Consider the following 16,156-nt stretch of genomic DNA (forward strand, 5'->3'; position numbering starts at 1 on the left):
CCGGCACGCGTCGGCAATTTTTCCAGCTACAGCCTGCACCCCAACAGGACGGGCTCGGGGATCAGTGTGACACCAAACACAGCCCGAACGCCGTCCCGGATGACGCGGGCCAGCGCGATCACGTCTTCGGCGCTGGCGCCACCGCGGTTGGTCAGCGCCAACGCGTGCTTGGTGGACAGCCGGCAGGGCTCTTCGAGGCCGCCCGGGCCCGGCTCCGGATAGCCCTTGCCGAAGCCCGCCCGCTCCACCAGCCAGCCCGCGGCCAGCTTGACGCCGTCGGGAGCCGGGTAGTTGGGGACGGGCCCGGCGACGGTCGCGGCCAACCGCTCGTAGACATCCGGGGCGACGACGGGGTTGGTGAAGAACGAACCCACGCTCCAGGTGTCGTGATCGGCCGGATCGAGCACCATGCCCTTGCGGGCCCGCAGGGCCAGCACCGCGTCACGGACCGCCCGCGGGTCGGCGCGCTCGCCGCTGGCCACGTTCAACGCGGCCGCCAGCTCCCCGTAGCGCAGCGGCGCGCTGCGCCCCGACGCATCCAGCGCGAACTCCACTTCCAATACGACAGAAGGGATTTCGAACCCACTGGCACCGCTACGTTTGAACACGCTGGTGCGGTAGCCGAAGCCCAGCTCGCTGCCCGGCACCCAGCGCACCTCACCGCTGCCCCGATCCAGCACCCGGACCCGCGTGATGGTGTCGGAGACTTCCGCGCCGTAGGCCCCGACGTTCTGCACCGGGGTGGCCCCGGCCGAGCCGGGAATGCCCGACAGGCATTCCAGCCCGCCGAGGCCATGCTCGATGGCTTTGACCACGACGTCGTCCCACACCGCACCCGCCTGGGCGCGGACCACGTCGCCGTCGACGGCGATGCCGTCGTTGGCCAGCCGCACGGCGGTCAGGTCCGCGCACGTGTCGGAGATCACCAGGTTGGAGCCGCCGGCGAACACCAGCACCGGGCCATGTCGTCCGCCACGCCTTTCGGCGTCCAGGTGCTGCAGCGTGGCGACCACCTGGTCGCTGTTCGTGCAGGTGACGAGGCGCCGTGCGATCGGTCCGACCCGCAAGGTCGTCAGCGGCGCCAGGGGCGCCGATTCGGCCACCGACGCACCGGCGAACACCGAACCGGCACCGCTGGATTTCATGGCCCGTAACGGTAGCCTGACCTGCTATGCCGCGCTCATTCGACTTGTCGGCCGACTACGACGGCAGTGTTGACGAGGTTCACCGGGCCTTCACCGATGCGAACTACTGGCAGGCCAGGCTGGCCGGGTCCGGGGTTGACGTCGCCACGCTCGAGTCGATGCGGGTCGGCGGGGGGCCCGGCGACGACGACACCGTCGAGGTCGTCACGCTGCAGGTGATCCGCAGCGACAAGCTGCCGGGGATGGTCACGCAGTTGCACAGCGGCGACCTGCGCATCCGGCGCGAGGAGACGTGGGGGCCGGTGACCGGTGGGGCCGCGACGGGTTCGGTCGTGGGCTCGATCGTGGACGCGCCGGTGACTCTCGCCGGCACCACCGTCCTGGAGCCGATCGGACGGACGGGCGGCACCCGGCTGACGTTCCAGGCCACGGTCCAGGTGCGTGTCCCGATCATCGGGGGCAAGTTGGAGAACATCATCGGCACCCGCCTGGCTGAACTGATCGCCGCGGAGCAGCGCTTCACCACGGAGTGGATCGCCAAATTGGCCTGAGCCCTGCATCGTCGCTCGGCCTAAGCTGGATCGCCCAGCTCCTCCTCACGCCGCCGCGGCGGCGCGCATCGTCGCTCGGCCCAAGCCGGATCGCCCAGCTCCTCCTCACGCCGCCGCGGCGGCGCGCATCGTCGCTCGGCCTAAGCTGGCGCTCATGCGAATCGCAGTGGCGCAGATCCTCACCGGCACCGACCCTGCAGCAAATCTGCAGCTGGTGCGCGAATACAGCCGCCAGGCCGCCGATGCGGGCGCGAAGCTGGTGGTGTTCCCGGAGGCCACCATGTGCCGGTTCGGTGTGCCGCTGGGCCCGATCGCGGAGCCGCTCGACGGCCCCTGGGCCGACGGGGTGCGGCATATCGCGACCGATTCGGAGATCACCGTCGTCGCCGGCATGTTCACCCCGGCCGGTGACGGGCGGGTGACAAACACGCTGATCGCGGTCGGTCCGGACGATTCCAGTCAGCCGGGCGCCCACTACGACAAGATTCACCTTTATGACGCGTTCGGCTTCACCGAATCGCGTACGGTCGCGCCGGGACAGGAGCCGGTGGTGATCACGGTGGACGGCGTCCGGGTCGGATTGACCATTTGCTACGACATCCGTTTCCCGGAGCTCTACACCGAGCTGGCCCGCCGCGGCGCGCAGGTGATCGCCGTCTGCGCGTCGTGGGGCGCGGGCCCGGGCAAACTCGACCAGTGGACGCTGCTGGCCCGCGCCCGCGCGCTCGACTCGATGAGCTACGTCGCCGCCGCCGGTCAGGCGGACCCCGGTGCCGCGCAGGCGGAATCCGGTTCGGGCGCACCGACCGGGGCGGGGGGAAGTCTGGTCGTCTCGCCGCTGGGCGAGATCATCGCGTCGGCCGGTTCGAAGCCGCAGCTAGTGGTGGCCGACGTCGATGTCGACAGCGTCGCCGAGGCGCGCAAGAGCATCGCGGTCCTGAATAACCGCTCTGACTTTGCTCAGGTTGATAGGGCAGAATCGATCGGGTGACGAACCCACAAGGACCCCCGAACCAGGACCCGTCGAAGTGGGCCCGTCCGTCCAACCAGGGGCCGTTCGGCCAGCCCCCCACGGAGCGGCCGACCGAGCGGATCAACACCGGCGGCCCAGGCCACGTGCCGCCACCACCGCCGCCCCCGCCCGCCCAGGCTCCCCTGCCGGGTCATACGGAGCGATTCGGGACACCCCAGCCGAACATGCAGCAACCCGGCTACCCGCCCCCGCCGACCCCGCCCGCAGGTCCGACGGAACGCCTGGGCACACCCCCACACGATGACGCGACACCGGCGAAAAAGAAGCGCCGTTTCCTTCGCGACCCGGTCTCCATCCTGCTGATCTTCATCATCGTGTTCGCGCTGGTCATCGCCGGGCTCATCGGGGCCGAGCTGTATGTGCGGCACGTCGCCGACACCAAGGTCGCCGAGGCGGTGGCCTGCGAGGTCAAGGACCAGGCCACCGCCTCCTTCGGGGTGACGCCGCTCATGCTGTGGCAGCAGGCGACCAAGCACTACACCAACATTTCGGTGCAGACCGCCGGCAACCAGATCCGCGATGCGAAGGGCATGAAGCTCGAGATCAACATCAAAGACGTCCAGCTCAAGGACACGGCCAACTCGAAGGGCACCATCGGGTCGTTGGACGCCACGATCAGCTGGACCACCGACGGCATCAAGGAGTCGGTGCAAAACGCGATCCCGGTTCTGGGCCCGTTCGTCACCAACACGGTGACCACCCACCCCACCGACGGCACCATCGAGTTGAAGGGCATGTTGGACAACATCACCGCCAAGCCGGTGGTGGACGGCACCGGGCTGAAGCTGCAGATCGTCAGTTTCAATGCGCTCGGCTTCACGATGCCCAAGGAATCTGTGCAGTCGACGCTGGACGACTTCACCTCGAACCTGACTAAGAACTACCCGCTGGGCATTCACGCCGACAGCGTGCAGGTCACCGATAAGGGTGTGACCAGCCACTTCTCGACGCAGAACGCCACCATCCCCGCCGACAGCAGCAATAACAACGACCCCTGCTTCGCGCACCTCTGACGGCAGGACTCGAGCTTCAGCCCGTCCGGCGCCGATCCGCGCCGGCACGGCGCGCTGAGGAGCCGGACAGTTCAGCCAAGCCCGTCGAGCACTGCCCGGGTGCCCGAGAGGCCCAGCCTCCTCGCGCCGGCATCGAGCATCGCGAGCGCGTCCGCGGCGGTACGGATGCCGCCGCTGGCCTTCACGCCCAACCGGTCGCCGACCGTCTCGGCCATCAGGGCGACCGCCCGCACGGATGCGCCGCCCGCCGGGTGAAAACCCGTCGACGTCTTGACGAAGTCGGCGCCGGCGTCTTCCGCGGCGCCACACACCCGCACCAGCGTGCGCTCGTCCGCCAGCGCCAGCAGCGCCGACGATTCCACGATCACCTTGAGCACGGCGCCGCCGACGGCGTTCCGCACGGCCCGGATGTCGGAGCGCACGGCATCGATGTCGCCGGCCAGCGCCGCGCCGATGTCGATCACCATGTCGATCTCGCACGCACCGGACGCCACGGCCACGGCGGCCTCGTGCGCCTTGACCGCCGAAACATGCTTGCCCGACGGGAAACCCGCCACGCTGGCCACCCGCACGCCGGCGCCGGCGTGCACCGCGACGGGAACCATCGGGGGCGAGACGCAGACCGCGTAGACGCCCAGTTCGGCCGCTTCGGCGACCAGGGCGGCGACGTCGGCAGCGGTGGCTTCGGGTTTGAGCAGCGTGTGGTCGACGAACGCCGCCAGCTGCGCCCGGGTGGGCTGGCTTGTCATCAGAAGGATTCTTCCCGACCGCCCGGATTGCAGTCCGAGGCAACCATTTCGGCGTCGTCGACGACCTGTCGCCACGGCTCCAGGTTCCAGCTGATCTTGCCGGGCTGAGCCAGTTCGGCGAACTGCCAGTGGCACAGAAACTGCGCGCGCATCCCGGGGGTGTCGGCATCCGGGGCCAGGGCGAGCACCTCGGCCCAGGCCTCGTCGGCCGAGGCGATGGTCCCGGGGGTTCGGGCGGCGGTCCGGCCGGCCGCCGACGGGAAGACCCGCAGGCTGCTCTTGTCCTGCCACCGCACCCACTGGGTGTGGTCGACAAAGGGCGGGGACAGCGCGGGTGGGTTCGCCGCGCCGGGGCCGGGATCGGTATCGGGCGAGGCGGTGGCGTGCGGTATCGCGCAGCACAGGGCGACGAGCGCGGCGGCCGGCGCCGTCAGCAGCACCCTCATCCCGCTAGCGCGACTTGCCCTGAATTTCCAGCAGTTTGGGCCGCACGTCGACCAGGTAGACACCGGCCGCGCAGGCCGCGATCGCCATGCCGAGCACGCCAAAAACGAAACCCAGGATTGACGTCAGGGCGACGGCCCCGGCCAGGATCAGCAACCACACGGGCTTGGTCAGTTTGTTGGCCGCGGTATAGGCGTCGGGTCGCTGCAGCGCGGCATGCACGAATGCGTAGATCGCCGTGACCAAGACGGCGATCTGCAAAACCAGCATGACGGTACCCACGAGGTGGTTCACGCCTCAAGCGTAGGCGGGCACCGTCCAAAACGTCGACTCCGAGCCACCCGGGGGCGCCTCGGAGTCGAACGTCGTGCGAGTGTCGTACTACTTCTGGGTGACCTTCTTGGCCGCTGCCTTCTTGGCGGGGGCCTTCTTGGCCGGAGCCTTCTTGGCGGGGGCCTTCTTGGCGACCGCCTTCTGGGCCTTCTTGGCGGTCGCGTCCGTCTTGCCGGGCAGGTCGATGCCGACCAGCTTGGCGGCGCGCTCGCCGACCGCGCGGGTCTGCGACGCGACGGTGCCCAGGGCTTCCTGCGTCAGCTCGACGGCCTGGTCGACGTAGCCCTCCGCACGCGCGGAGGCGTCCTCGAAGGCCGTCTGGCTGCGCAGCCGCTCCAGGGCCGCCTCGCCGCGCTCGACCAGCTCGTTGTACCGGCCGGTCGCCGCCTCCAGGTAGCCCTCGGCGGCCTTGCGCAGCTCCTCGGTGGTGAACTTGTCGCGCAGCTCGGTGAACTGCTCGGGCAGGTCCTCCTGGAGCTTGGTCAGACGAGCGCGGCGCTCTTCCACCCGGGTGCGGGTCTCGACGCGGGTCTCTTCGGCGCGCTCCCGCAGGCCGACGATCAGGTCGTTAACCGTGGCCAGGGCCAGGTCGGCCGCGCCCAGGGCCGCGAGCAAAGGAGCCCGCAAGTCTTCGATGTTTGAGTTTTCCGCCATGGTTTTTCCTTTCGTGCTGTGTTTTGGCAATTGCCGTTATCCGTTGTCAGTTGGGTCGGGAAGTTAGGTGCAAACGTCTCCTTCGCAACTGGGGCCTCGATAGCCGGGGTGGTTCGTCCAGCAGTTGGGCTGGGATCGGTAGATCCCTCCCTGTGGGGTAACCCCGGTGGCCGGTCGTCTATACATCACCAACTCGCTAATGCGATGCGGAACAGCTCGTCGCCGGTGGAAGCCCAGCAGGTTTTGGTCAACGATGCCGGTCGAACACTGTTCACTCGGTGTCGGATTGGGTCGAACACTCCTCGTGGGTGGATTCGTTCTGCTGGGTGAACGATGCGTAGATGTCGAGCAGAATCTGCTTTTGACGTTCGGTGATCGCAGTGTCGGTGACGATCGCGTCCCGCACCTGACTCTTGTCGGTGGGTTCGAGAATCCCGGCACGCACATAGAGAACCTCGGCGGAAACCCGTAGGGCCTTCGCGATCTGGTTCAGGACATCGGCGGAGGGTTTACGCAATCCACGCTCCACCTGGCTCAAATATGGATTGCTGACCCCGGACTTCTCGGCGAGTTGCCGCACCGACACCTGCGCGAGTTCACGCTGGCTGCGGATGAAGCTGCCGATGTCAGAGGCCATGTCGGAGGCGGCGTTGGACACCATCGCGGAGAGCTTCTCCTCGGGTGCCATGGCGTGCTCCTGTGTCGGACGGTCGATCGTGACGCCACCAGGCTACTACAAGTGCTTGCTATTGCAAGCACTTGTTAGCACGGCTAGAAAAACAGCTGCGCGACGGCGTAGATCACCAGGCCCGCCAGCGAGCCGACCACCGTTCCGTTGATCCTGATGAATTGCAGGTCACGGCCCACGTGGAGTTCGATGCGCCGGCTGGCCTCCTCGGCATCCCAGCGCTCGATCGTGTCGGTGATGATCGCTGTGATCTCCACCCCGTATTGCGAGACCAGATGCTGCGTCGCCCGAACCAGCCAGTTGTCGACCTTGTCACGCAGGTCGACATCGTCGCGCAGCGACTCCCCGATCCGCACCACCGTATCGGCGATCCGCGTGCGCAGGGCGCTCGATGGGTCATCCACCCCCTCGAGCACCAGCCTCTTCAGCGTCGTCCACGCGGTCGCCGCGGCGTTGGCGATCTCGTCGCGCGCCATCAGCTGCTCTTTGATCGTGTCGGCGCGCGCGATGGTGTCCGGGTCGTGTTGCAGGTCGTCGGCGAATTCGAACAGGAAGCGGGTCGCCGACCGGCGCAGTTCGTGGGCCGGGTTGCGCCGCACCTTGTCGGTGAAGTCCATCAGCTCGCGGTGGATGCGGTCACCGACCAGATGGTCGACAATGCGTGGCGACCAGGTCGGTGAGTCGCGCTCGACCACCCGCTGGATGACCTCGCCGGCGTTCAGCGACCACTGAAAGGCCCGGTCGGCCAGCAACTGGATCAGCGCCTCCTGCCGATTCTCGGCCAGCAGGGTCGCCAGCACCCGACCGACCGGCGGACCCCATTGGGGTTCGGCGATGCGGCGCACGATCATCCGGTCGATCACCTGCTGGACGTCTTCGTCGCGTAGCAGCTCGACCAGTACCCGCAGCACCGTGGCCGTTTCGCTTGCCACGCGCTCGGCATGCGTGGCTTCCGACAGCCATTTACCGAGCCGGCCGGACACCTCCGCGTCGCGCAGCTTGGTTTCCACGACCTCCGGCGATAGAAAGTTTTCCCGCACGAAGGCGCCCAGGCCCTCGCCCAGCTGGTCTTTCTTGCGCTTGATGATCGCCGTGTGCGGGATAGGTATGCCCAGCGGGTGCCTGAAGAGCGCTGTCACGGCAAACCAGTCCGCGAGGGCTCCCACCATCCCGGCCTCCGCCGCGGCGCCGACGTAACCCACCCAGGCGCCCGCGCCGGCGTGCGCCTGTGCCCAGCGGCAGGCGAGGAACACACCGGTGGCGCCGATCAAAAAGCTCAGCGCCACCATCTTCATCCGGCGCAGCGCCACCCGCCGCTGTGCGTCGGCCTCTCGATCGGCGCCCGCGAAGGATTCGGCAAAAGACGTGCGACCCAGGCCCGCTTCGGTCGACGGCGTCGTCGAATCCGGCGTCGCCGTAGGCGAGCCTGACGCTTCGCCTCGCACCGAGGCTCTGTGTGCCACCACTTCATCATCTATCTTCCCGGGAATTGGTGTTACGACACTGGTTGCAGTGCCGCCTCGGGGCCCCTCCACACCCGGCCAGAACCACGAACCGAACCGTCCAAGCCGTAGTATCGAGGACGTCTAGGGAATGGAAATCGGCGACTGTGACAGAGCAAATCACGGCTGTGGGCGTCAAGATGGACGGGCGCAAGCGGCGCTGGCATCAACACAAAGTGGAGCGTCGCAACGAGCTGGTCGACGGGACGATCGACGCGATTCGCCGACTCGGCGGCACCCTGAGCATGGATGAGATCGCCGCCGAGATCGGGGTCTCCAAAACGGTGCTCTACCGCTATTTCGTCGACAAGAACGACCTCACCACCGCCGTGATGATGCGGTTCACCCAAACCACCCTGATTCCCAATATGGCTGCGGCGCTTACCGCTAACCTCGATGGCTTCGACCTGACCCGCGAGGTCATCCGGGTGTACGTCGAAACCGTCGCGAACGAACCCGAGCCGTACCGCTTCGTGATGGCCAACAGTTCGGCCAGCAAGAGCAAGGTGATCGCCGACTCCGAGCGGATCATTGCCCGCATGCTCGCGGTGTTGATGCGCCGCCGCATGCAACAGGCGGGGATGGACACCGGCGGCGCCGAGCCGTGGGCATACCTGATCGTCGGCGGCGTGCAGCTGGCCACCCACTCCTGGATGTCCTTCCCGCGCATGAGCCGCGACGAGTTGATCGACTACCTGACGATGCTGAGCTGGAATGCCCTCAAGGGGATCGTCGAGGTCGGCGGGTCGCTGGAGAAATTTCGCGAAGAACCGCACCCGTCGCCGATCGTTCCGCCCCGGGACCGCGAAGACGGGTCCGGCCGCTAAGTCGGCCCGACCGCGCTGCCGGCACCTTTTTCGGACCGCACCGTCTCATATAATGGTGGGATGCGCCCCGGGGACAACGATTTCGACCTCCCCGGCGACTAGCATGCAGGGGAGCGTCGGGGGCGAAGCGGGGTTGTTGTTCGGCTGTTCGCCCCTGCCCCCCGCAAAAAAGAAAGGCCCGGGTCGACATGTCTGTGCAGCTGACGCCGCATTTCGGGAACGTGCAAGCCCATTACGACTTGTCTGACGACTTCTTCCGGCTTTTCCTGGACCCGACTCAGACCTACAGCTGCGCCTATTTCGAACGTGATGACATGACTCTGGAAGAGGCGCAGCTCGCCAAGGTCGATCTTGCGCTGGGCAAGTTGAAACTCGAGCCGGGGATGACGCTGCTGGACATCGGTTGTGGTTGGGGCGCCACCATGCGGCGAGCCATCGAGAAATACGACGTCAACGTCGTGGGCCTGACGCTGTCGGAGAATCAGGCCGAGCACGTGCAGAAGTCCTTCGACCAGATGGACACCAACCGCGCCCGACGGGTGCTGCTGGAGGGCTGGGAGAAGTTCCACGAGCCGGTGGACCGCATTGTCTCGATCGGCGCGTTCGAGCACTTCGGTCGCCAACGCTACGGGCGCTTCTTCAAGATGGCCTACAACGTGCTGCCGCCCGGCGGAATCATGTTGCTGCATACCATCGTTCGGCCGTCCTTTAAAGATGCCCGGGCCGACGGCCTGCGGCTGACCCACGAGATCGTCGAGTTCTCGAAATTCATCCTGGCCGAGATTTTCCCTGGAGGCTGGCTTCCGACGCCCCAGACCGTCGGCGAGTACGGGGTCACGGTGGGCTTCGAGCTGACCCGGGTCCAGTCGCTGCGGCTGCACTATGCGAGGACGCTGGATATGTGGGCCGAGGCGCTCGAGGCGAATCGCGAGCGGGCCCTCGCTATTCAGTCGCAAGAGGTTTACAACCGGTATATGAAGTATCTGACCGGCTGCGCGAAGCTGTTCCGCGAGGGATACACCGACATCAACCAGTTCACGATGGAGAAATAACCAGCTCCACAAAAACGATCAGCCCCGAATGGATCACCATTCGGGGCTGATGTGACTGTCCTATTTGACCAACGTGAATTGCCCCACGTTGCTGATGCCCTTGCGGAAGAAGTGCTCGCACCCCGTCAGGTACTTCATGTACCGGTCGTAAACCTCTTGGGACTGGATGGCGATCGCCTTTTCCTTGTTGGCTTCCAGGTTCGCCGCCCAAATGTTGAGGGTCCGCTCGTAATGCTCCTGCAACAACTGCACCCGCTCGACCGAGAAGCCCGCGGCCTCGCCGAACTTGAAAATGTCTTCCTGCGCGGGCAGCTGCCCGCCCGGGAAAATCTCTTGGCCGATGAATCGCGCAAATCGAATATCACTCATCGTCAATGTGACGCCGAGTGCGGGATATTCCTGCCACTGATACATCAGAATCGTGTGCAAAAGCATGCGGCCATCATCGGGAAGGATGTCGTAGGCGCGGTCGAAAAATGCGGGATAGCGCTCCATCTTGAAAGCTTCGAAGGCTCCGATCGTCACAATCCGATCGACCTTGTCCTCGAACTCTTCCCAACCCTGCAGGCGCACCTCGATGTTGCGCTCCGTCGGCATTCCGGCCAACTTGTTCTTGCTGTACTCAAACTGATTGCGGCTCAGCGTGATTCCGATGACGTTGACGTCGTACTTCTCGACGGCCCGCTTGAGCGCGCCACCCCAGCCGCAGCCGATGTCCAGCAGCGTCATCCCCGGCTCGAGGTTCAGCTTTCCCAGCGCCAGGTCGAACTTCGCGATTTGAGCCTCTTCGAGGGTCATGTCGTCGCGCTCGAAGTAGGCGCAGGTGTAGCCCATCGTGGGGTCGAGAAACAGTGCGAAGAATTCGTCCGAGACGTCGTAGATGGACTGCGACTCCTCGTAATAGGGCTCCAGCCTCGTCATCTTCCGTACATACCTTTCGTCCTATTCAACGCGAGCATACTAACCGACGGGCTAGTGGCCGAGGATCTCAGGCACCCGCGGTATGTCATCAGGCCTTGTTCAGTACCTGTAGAAACCTTGGCCCGTCTTTTTGCCGAGCCGACCGGCCTCCACCATACGCAGCAAAAGCGGCGGGGCCCCGTATTGCGGCTCCTTGAATTCTTCGAACATCTTGTCCGCGATCAGCTTCAAGGTGTCCAGGCCGACCAGGTCGGACAGGCGCAGCGGGCCCATCGGGTGCGACAGCCCCGCCACCACGGCTTTGTCGACATCCTCGATGGTGGCAAAGCCGGCTTCGACCATGCGGATCGCCGACAGCAGGTACGGCACCAGCAAGGCGTTCACCACGAATCCGGAGCGGTCCGAGCAGCGCACCACCTGCTTGCCCAGCACCGCGCTCGCGAATTCTTCGGTGCGGGCCGCGGCGGCCTCGTCGGTGACCAGCGTGCTGACCAACTCCACCAGCGGCAGCACCGGGACCGGGTTGAAAAAGTGCAGACCCAGCACGCGTTGCGGGTTCTTGGTGGCCGCGGCGATCTTCATGATCGGGATGCTGGACGTGTTGGACGCCAGCACCGCGTCGGGATCGGTGATGACGCGATCGAGTTCGGCGAAGACCTGCGCCTTGACGGAGTCGTCTTCGATGATCGCCTCGATAACCAGTTGGCGGTCGGCGAGGTCCTTCAAGTCTGTGGTGAAGGTGAGCTTGCTCAGCGCGCGGTCGCGTTCCCGCTCGGTGACCTTGCCGGCGCTGACGCCGCGCTCCAGCGACTTGACGATGCGGTTGCGTCCCGCCGTGATCAGGGCCTCGGTCGTCTCGAACACCGTCACGTCGACGTCGGCGCGGACCGAGACCTCGGCGATGCCGGATCCCATCTGGCCGGCCCCGACCACGCCTACTCGCTGAATCGCTGCGTCACTCACTGAATTCTCTCCGGTTCTCTCCGGTGACCGTATCGTCTTGCACCGCAATAGGCCCCGCCCAGGGGTTGGCTGGGCGGGGCCTACGCTACTTCATCTCATTCTCGGTACGACGAGCGTGTAGTCAGTGCGAAAATTCGAACGAATTCTCACACCAGATGCACGCTCGGCGGGGATCGCGGGCCAGGGCCCGCTCGACCTCAGTGACTCAAGCCGTCGGTTTCACTTCGTCCTCGCGGGCCAGGGCCCGCTCGACCTCAGTGACTCAAGCCGTCGGTTTCACTTCGTCCTCGCGGGCCAGGGCCCGCTCGACCTCAGTGAAACTGGCCCTCTTCGGTGGAGCCGGTCAGCGCCGTGGTCGACGACGTCGGGTCGACCGTGGTGGCGATGCGGTCGAAGTAACCGGCACCCACCTCACGCTGGTGCTTGGTGGCGGTGTAGCCACGCTCCTCGGCGGCGAACTCGCGCTCCTGCAGCTCGACGTAGGCGCTCATCTGGTTGCGGGCGTAGCCGTAGGCCAGATCGAACATCGAGTAGTTCAGGGCGTGGAAGCCGGCCAGCGTGATGAACTGGAACTTGAACCCCATTGCGCCGAGCTCCTTTTGGAACTTCGCGATGGTGGAGTCGTCGAGGTGCTTGCGCCAGTTGAACGACGGCGAGCAGTTGTAGGCCAGCATCTGGTCGGGGAACTCGGCCTTGACGCCCTCGGCGAACTTGGCGGCGAGCTCGAGATCCGGAGTGCCGGTCTCCATCCAGATCAGGTCCGAGTAGGGCGCGTAGGCCTTGGCCCGGGCGATGCAGGGCTCCAGGCCGTTGCGGACCCGGTAGAAGCCTTCCTTGGTGCGCTCCCCGGTGATGAACGGCTGGTCGCGCTCGTCGACGTCGGAGGTGATCAGCGTGGCCGCCTCGGCGTCGGTCCGGGCGATGACGACGGTCGGAACGTCGCACACGTCGGCGGCCAGCCGGGCCGAGGTCAGGGTGCGGATGTGCTGCTGGGTCGGGATCAGTACCTTGCCGCCCAGGTGACCACACTTCTTCTCCGAAGCCAGCTGGTCCTCCCAGTGCGAGCCCGCCACACCGGCGGCGATCATGGCCTTCTGCAGCTCGTAGACGTTGAGCGCACCACCGAAACCGGCCTCACCGTCGGCGACGATCGGCGCCAGCCAGTTCTTCACCGAGGTGTCGCCCTCGACCCTGGCGATCTCGTCGGCGCGCAGCAGCGCGTTGTTGATCCGGCGCACCACCTGCGGCACCGAGTTGGCCGGGTAAAGGCTCTGGTCGGGGTAGGTGTGACCGGACAGGTTCGCGTCACCGGCGACCTGCCACCCGGACAGGTAGATGGCCTTCAGGCCGGCGCGCACCTGCTGGACGGCCATGTTGCCGGTCAGCGCGCCGAGCGCGTTGATGTACTCGAGGTCTTCCAGCTGCTCCCACAGCACCTCGGCGCCCCGGCGGGCCAGGGTGGCCTCCTCGACGACGCTGCCCTGCAGGGCGACGACGTCCTCGGCGCTGTAGGTGCGGGTGACGTCCTTCCACCGCGGGTTGGTGTCCCAGTCCTTCTGGACCTGTTCGGCGCTCTTGGGGGTGCCAACGACAGACATTGGGCATGCTCCTTCACGATCTTCACTACTGAGTTGCTGAACGCCTCACCGGCGGTAGCTAGCGGCTCAACTTCACTGGTGTGCTAACTCGAAGATGGCACAGCTCAAGGGGGTGGTCTACCCGTTTCAATTGCCAATTTCAGCAACGGGAACGCGCGAATTTGCGAATCTTGCTAAGTTGCTAACAAGCTTAACCGTTTCAGAAGCTACCGGTCAGTAACTACAAAGCCGCAGGTCATCCGGGCAATTGACGGCGCTGTCGAAGCTGGCCCGTTCGGGCTACCGAGCAAAGATCGCGGCGACGGCTTTCGTCTCGTCACCAACGGCGTATGTGAGCGTTGTAACAGTGCGATCGGCCAGGTCGGGACCGAATTGCTCCGTGGATCCGGCCGGGTGAATGTGAGAAAAGATCTCCAGCTTGTCCCCCAGCGCCACCGGCGCCTCGTGCTCGATCGTGATACGCAACGGCGCCCGCATCAGCTCGGTGTGCGACGCCAGATAGTCCTCGATGACGCTCCAGTACACCGAGTTGTTCATGTGGTCGAACAGGTCGATGTCGGTGACCCGGATGGGGAACTCGTGGATCTCGACCGCGTCGTCCCGGCTGCCCGCCTTCAGGTAGGACTTCCACCGCAACCGGTCGACCGACGTCGTCTTGCGCAGACCCGCCAGGAACTCGTCGGCGATGCGCGAGGGCATCTGGGTCTCCCGGTTGATGTTGATCCAGAAGGCCTCGGACTCGATGAGGCCGCCCTTGCGCCTCCCATCGATACGGACCCGCATCTCGCACCACCGATTCGAGGTACCCGAGCACCATCGGCGCAGGCGCAGCATGTCGTTGAACTCGATCGGCCGGGTCAGGTCGACCATGGTGCGCCGGACGATCCACAGCGGATGGGTCTCCTCGAAACCCATCTCGCGCAGCTGGTCCTGGCCGATGTCCTGGATGTGGCGGCACGCGGCGTCCAGCCGCAGCCGGCCCGTGCGGTCGATATCGCCGACCCGCAACGGCCACTTACGATCGAAAACGTCAGGGTGACCGTCGGGCACCGGCATCAGTTGTTTATCCAGGCTCACGGCGTCGCTCCCCGTTTCCTCCTTGTGATCACCCCAGGCTAAGGCCCAAGGCCCGGTCGAATCATGCCAATGGGGTCCCTCGAATACCAATCGCGACGCGTACGATTCGATGCCAACTCTGCGAACCATATCTTCACAAAGCCCGGTAACCTCGGTGAAGTGTCCAAGACGTTCGTCGGCTCGCGCCTTCGCCAGCTGCGCAACGAGCGCGGGTTTTCCCAGGCGGCACTGGCTCAGATGCTGGAGATTTCGCCGAGCTACCTCAATCAGATCGAGCATGACGTTCGCCCGCTGACCGTGGCGGTGCTGCTGCGCATCACCGAGGTGTTCGGGGTGGACGCCACGTTCTTCTCCTCGCAGGACGACACCCGGCTGGTCGCCGAGCTGCGCGAGGTCACCATGGACCGCGATCTCGACATCGATGTCGACCCGACCGGGGTCGCCGAGATGGTCAGCGCCCATCCCGGTCTGGCCCGGGCGGTGGTCAACCTGCACCGGCGTTACCGGATCACCACGGCGCAGCTGGCGGCCGCCACCGAGGAGCGGTTCTCCGACGGCAGCGGCAGCGGGTCGATCACCATGCCGCACGAGGAAGTGCGCGACTACTTCTACCAACGGCAGAACTACCTGCACGAGCTGGACACCGCCGCCGAGGACCTCACCATCAAAATGCGGTTGCACCATGGCGACCTGGCCCGGGAGTTGACCCGCCGGCTCACCGAGCTGCACGGGGTGCACATCAACCGCCGGATCGATCTCGGCGACACCGTGCTGCACCGCTACGACCCCGCGACCAAGACGCTGGAGATCAGCAATCACCTCTCGCTGGGGCAACAGGTTTTCAAGATGGCCGCCGAATTGGCCTACCTCGAGTTCGGGGATCTGATCGACAGCCTGGTCGCGCAGGGAAAGTTCACCAGCGACGAGTCGCACACGCTGGCCCGGCTCGGCTTGGCCAACTACTTCGCCGCGGCCGCCGTGCTCCCCTACCGCCAATTCCACGACGTCGCAGAGAATTTCCGCTACGACGTCGAGCGGTTGTCATCGTTCTACTCGATCAGTTACGAGACCATCGCGCACCGGCTCTCCACGATGCAGCGCCCGTCGATGCGCGGGGTGCCGTTCTCGTTCGTCCGGGTCGACCGCGCCGGAAACATGTCAAAACGTCAGTCCGCCACCGGTTTTCACTTCTCCTCCAGCGGCGGCACCTGCCCGTTGTGGAACGTCTACGAGACGTTCGCCAACCCGGGCAAAATCCTGGTGCAGATCGCGCAGATGCCCGACGGCCGCAACTACATGTGGGTGGCCCGCACCGTGGAACGACGTGCGGCCCGGTATGGTCAGCCGGGTAAGACCTTCGCGATCGGCTTGGGCTGCGAGCTTCGCCACGCGCACCGGCTCGTCTACTCGGAAGGACTCGACTTGTCGGGGGAAATCTCCACACCGATCGGCGCGGGTTGCCGGGTCTGCGAACGCGACAACTGCCCGCAGCGCGCCTTCCCGGCGCTCGGCCGGGCGCTCGATCTCGACGAGCATCGCAGCACAGTGTCTCCATACCTGGTGACCCAGCCGTGAGCGCCGCCGGCGACGATGCAGAGCGAAGCGA

General features: G+C 65.7%; 17 protein-coding genes. 6 read left to right on the forward strand and 11 right to left on the reverse strand.

Translation table 11 applies throughout. The annotated features are described in order from the left end of the window. Positions 1-26 precede the first annotated feature (26 nt). A complete protein-coding gene (locus tag EPN51_RS01560; RefSeq protein WP_293035263.1) occupies positions 27-1,145 on the reverse strand; it encodes a UDP-N-acetylmuramate dehydrogenase in 1,119 nt (372 codons plus the stop codon). 26 nt (positions 1,146-1,171) lie between these two features. Here EPN51_RS01560 and EPN51_RS01565 point away from each other — a divergent pair, with 26 nt between their 5' ends. From EPN51_RS01565 to EPN51_RS01575, 3 genes are all read left to right on the forward strand, one after another. Further along, complete coding sequence (locus EPN51_RS01565) at positions 1,172-1,696, forward strand: DUF2505 domain-containing protein (RefSeq protein ID WP_293035265.1); 525 nt, start codon at positions 1,172-1,174, stop codon at positions 1,694-1,696. A gap of 154 nt (positions 1,697-1,850) precedes the next feature. Continuing rightward, a complete protein-coding gene (locus tag EPN51_RS01570) occupies positions 1,851-2,687 on the forward strand; it encodes a carbon-nitrogen hydrolase family protein (protein WP_293035267.1) in 837 nt (278 codons plus the stop codon). Next, a complete protein-coding gene (locus EPN51_RS01575; protein ID WP_293035269.1) occupies positions 2,684-3,742 on the forward strand; it encodes a DUF2993 domain-containing protein in 1,059 nt (352 codons plus the stop codon). The genes EPN51_RS01570 and EPN51_RS01575 overlap by 4 nt, the downstream gene beginning before the upstream one ends. A 71-nt stretch (positions 3,743-3,813) precedes the next feature. Here the strand turns inward: EPN51_RS01575 and deoC are convergent, their stop codons facing one another. From deoC to EPN51_RS01605, 6 genes are all read right to left on the reverse strand, one after another. Next, positions 3,814-4,491: a deoxyribose-phosphate aldolase gene (gene deoC, locus EPN51_RS01580; RefSeq protein WP_293035271.1), complete on the reverse strand. Its 678-nt coding sequence runs from the start codon at positions 4,489-4,491 to the stop codon at positions 3,814-3,816. Further along, complete coding sequence (locus tag EPN51_RS01585; protein ID WP_293035273.1) at positions 4,491-4,937, reverse strand: DUF2599 domain-containing protein; 447 nt, start codon at positions 4,935-4,937, stop codon at positions 4,491-4,493. The genes deoC and EPN51_RS01585 overlap by 1 nt, the downstream gene beginning before the upstream one ends. Positions 4,938-4,941: 4 nt before the next feature. Beyond that, on the reverse strand, positions 4,942-5,229 hold the full coding sequence (locus EPN51_RS01590; RefSeq protein ID WP_065507531.1) for a DUF2516 family protein: 288 nt from the start codon (positions 5,227-5,229) through the stop codon (positions 4,942-4,944). 87 nt (positions 5,230-5,316) lie between these two features. After that, positions 5,317-5,922, reverse strand: coding sequence for a heparin-binding hemagglutinin HbhA (gene hbhA, locus EPN51_RS01595; protein ID WP_293035277.1), 606 nt, complete (start codon positions 5,920-5,922; stop codon positions 5,317-5,319). A 271-nt stretch (positions 5,923-6,193) separates the two neighbouring features. After that, on the reverse strand, positions 6,194-6,610 hold the full coding sequence (locus tag EPN51_RS01600) for a helix-turn-helix transcriptional regulator (protein ID WP_293035279.1): 417 nt from the start codon (positions 6,608-6,610) through the stop codon (positions 6,194-6,196). An 83-nt stretch (positions 6,611-6,693) separates the two neighbouring features. Beyond that, complete coding sequence (locus EPN51_RS01605; RefSeq protein ID WP_293035281.1) at positions 6,694-8,076, reverse strand: DUF445 domain-containing protein; 1,383 nt, start codon at positions 8,074-8,076, stop codon at positions 6,694-6,696. 143 nt (positions 8,077-8,219) lie between these two features. Between EPN51_RS01605 and EPN51_RS01610 the strand changes: the two genes are divergently transcribed. Next, positions 8,220-8,939, forward strand: a complete 720-nt coding sequence (locus EPN51_RS01610) for a TetR/AcrR family transcriptional regulator (RefSeq protein WP_293035283.1) — start codon at positions 8,220-8,222, stop codon at positions 8,937-8,939. A gap of 188 nt (positions 8,940-9,127) precedes the next feature. After that, complete coding sequence (gene pcaA / locus EPN51_RS01615; RefSeq protein WP_293035285.1) at positions 9,128-9,991, forward strand: cyclopropane mycolic acid synthase PcaA; 864 nt, start codon at positions 9,128-9,130, stop codon at positions 9,989-9,991. A 60-nt stretch (positions 9,992-10,051) separates the two neighbouring features. On the opposite strand, the gene EPN51_RS01620 is transcribed toward pcaA, so the two are convergent. From EPN51_RS01620 to EPN51_RS01635, 4 genes are all read right to left on the reverse strand, one after another. Beyond that, the gene (locus tag EPN51_RS01620) at positions 10,052-10,912 is read right to left on the reverse strand and encodes a cyclopropane mycolic acid synthase family methyltransferase (protein WP_293035287.1); all 861 of its coding nucleotides are present in this window, start codon (positions 10,910-10,912) and stop codon (positions 10,052-10,054) included. A 99-nt stretch (positions 10,913-11,011) separates the two neighbouring features. Then, complete coding sequence (locus tag EPN51_RS01625) at positions 11,012-11,875, reverse strand: 3-hydroxybutyryl-CoA dehydrogenase (RefSeq protein WP_293035289.1); 864 nt, start codon at positions 11,873-11,875, stop codon at positions 11,012-11,014. Positions 11,876-12,186: 311 nt separating this feature from the next. After that, positions 12,187-13,473 carry an isocitrate lyase gene (gene aceA / locus EPN51_RS01630; protein WP_293035291.1) on the reverse strand — a complete coding sequence of 429 codons (1,287 nt, stop codon included), beginning with the start codon at positions 13,471-13,473 and terminating at the stop codon, positions 12,187-12,189. 279 nt (positions 13,474-13,752) lie between these two features. Next, positions 13,753-14,550: an acyl-[acyl-carrier-protein] thioesterase gene (locus tag EPN51_RS01635; RefSeq protein WP_293035293.1), complete on the reverse strand. Its 798-nt coding sequence runs from the start codon at positions 14,548-14,550 to the stop codon at positions 13,753-13,755. 159 nt (positions 14,551-14,709) lie between these two features. Between EPN51_RS01635 and ramB the strand changes: the two genes are divergently transcribed. Further along, positions 14,710-16,125 carry an acetate metabolism transcriptional regulator RamB gene (gene ramB, locus EPN51_RS01640; RefSeq protein WP_293035295.1) on the forward strand — a complete coding sequence of 472 codons (1,416 nt, stop codon included), beginning with the start codon at positions 14,710-14,712 and terminating at the stop codon, positions 16,123-16,125. Positions 16,126-16,156: the final 31 nt, after the last annotated feature.

It is taken from the genome of Mycobacterium sp., from assembly GCF_004298145.1.
Classification (GTDB): Bacteria; Actinomycetota; Actinomycetes; order Mycobacteriales; family Mycobacteriaceae; genus Mycobacterium.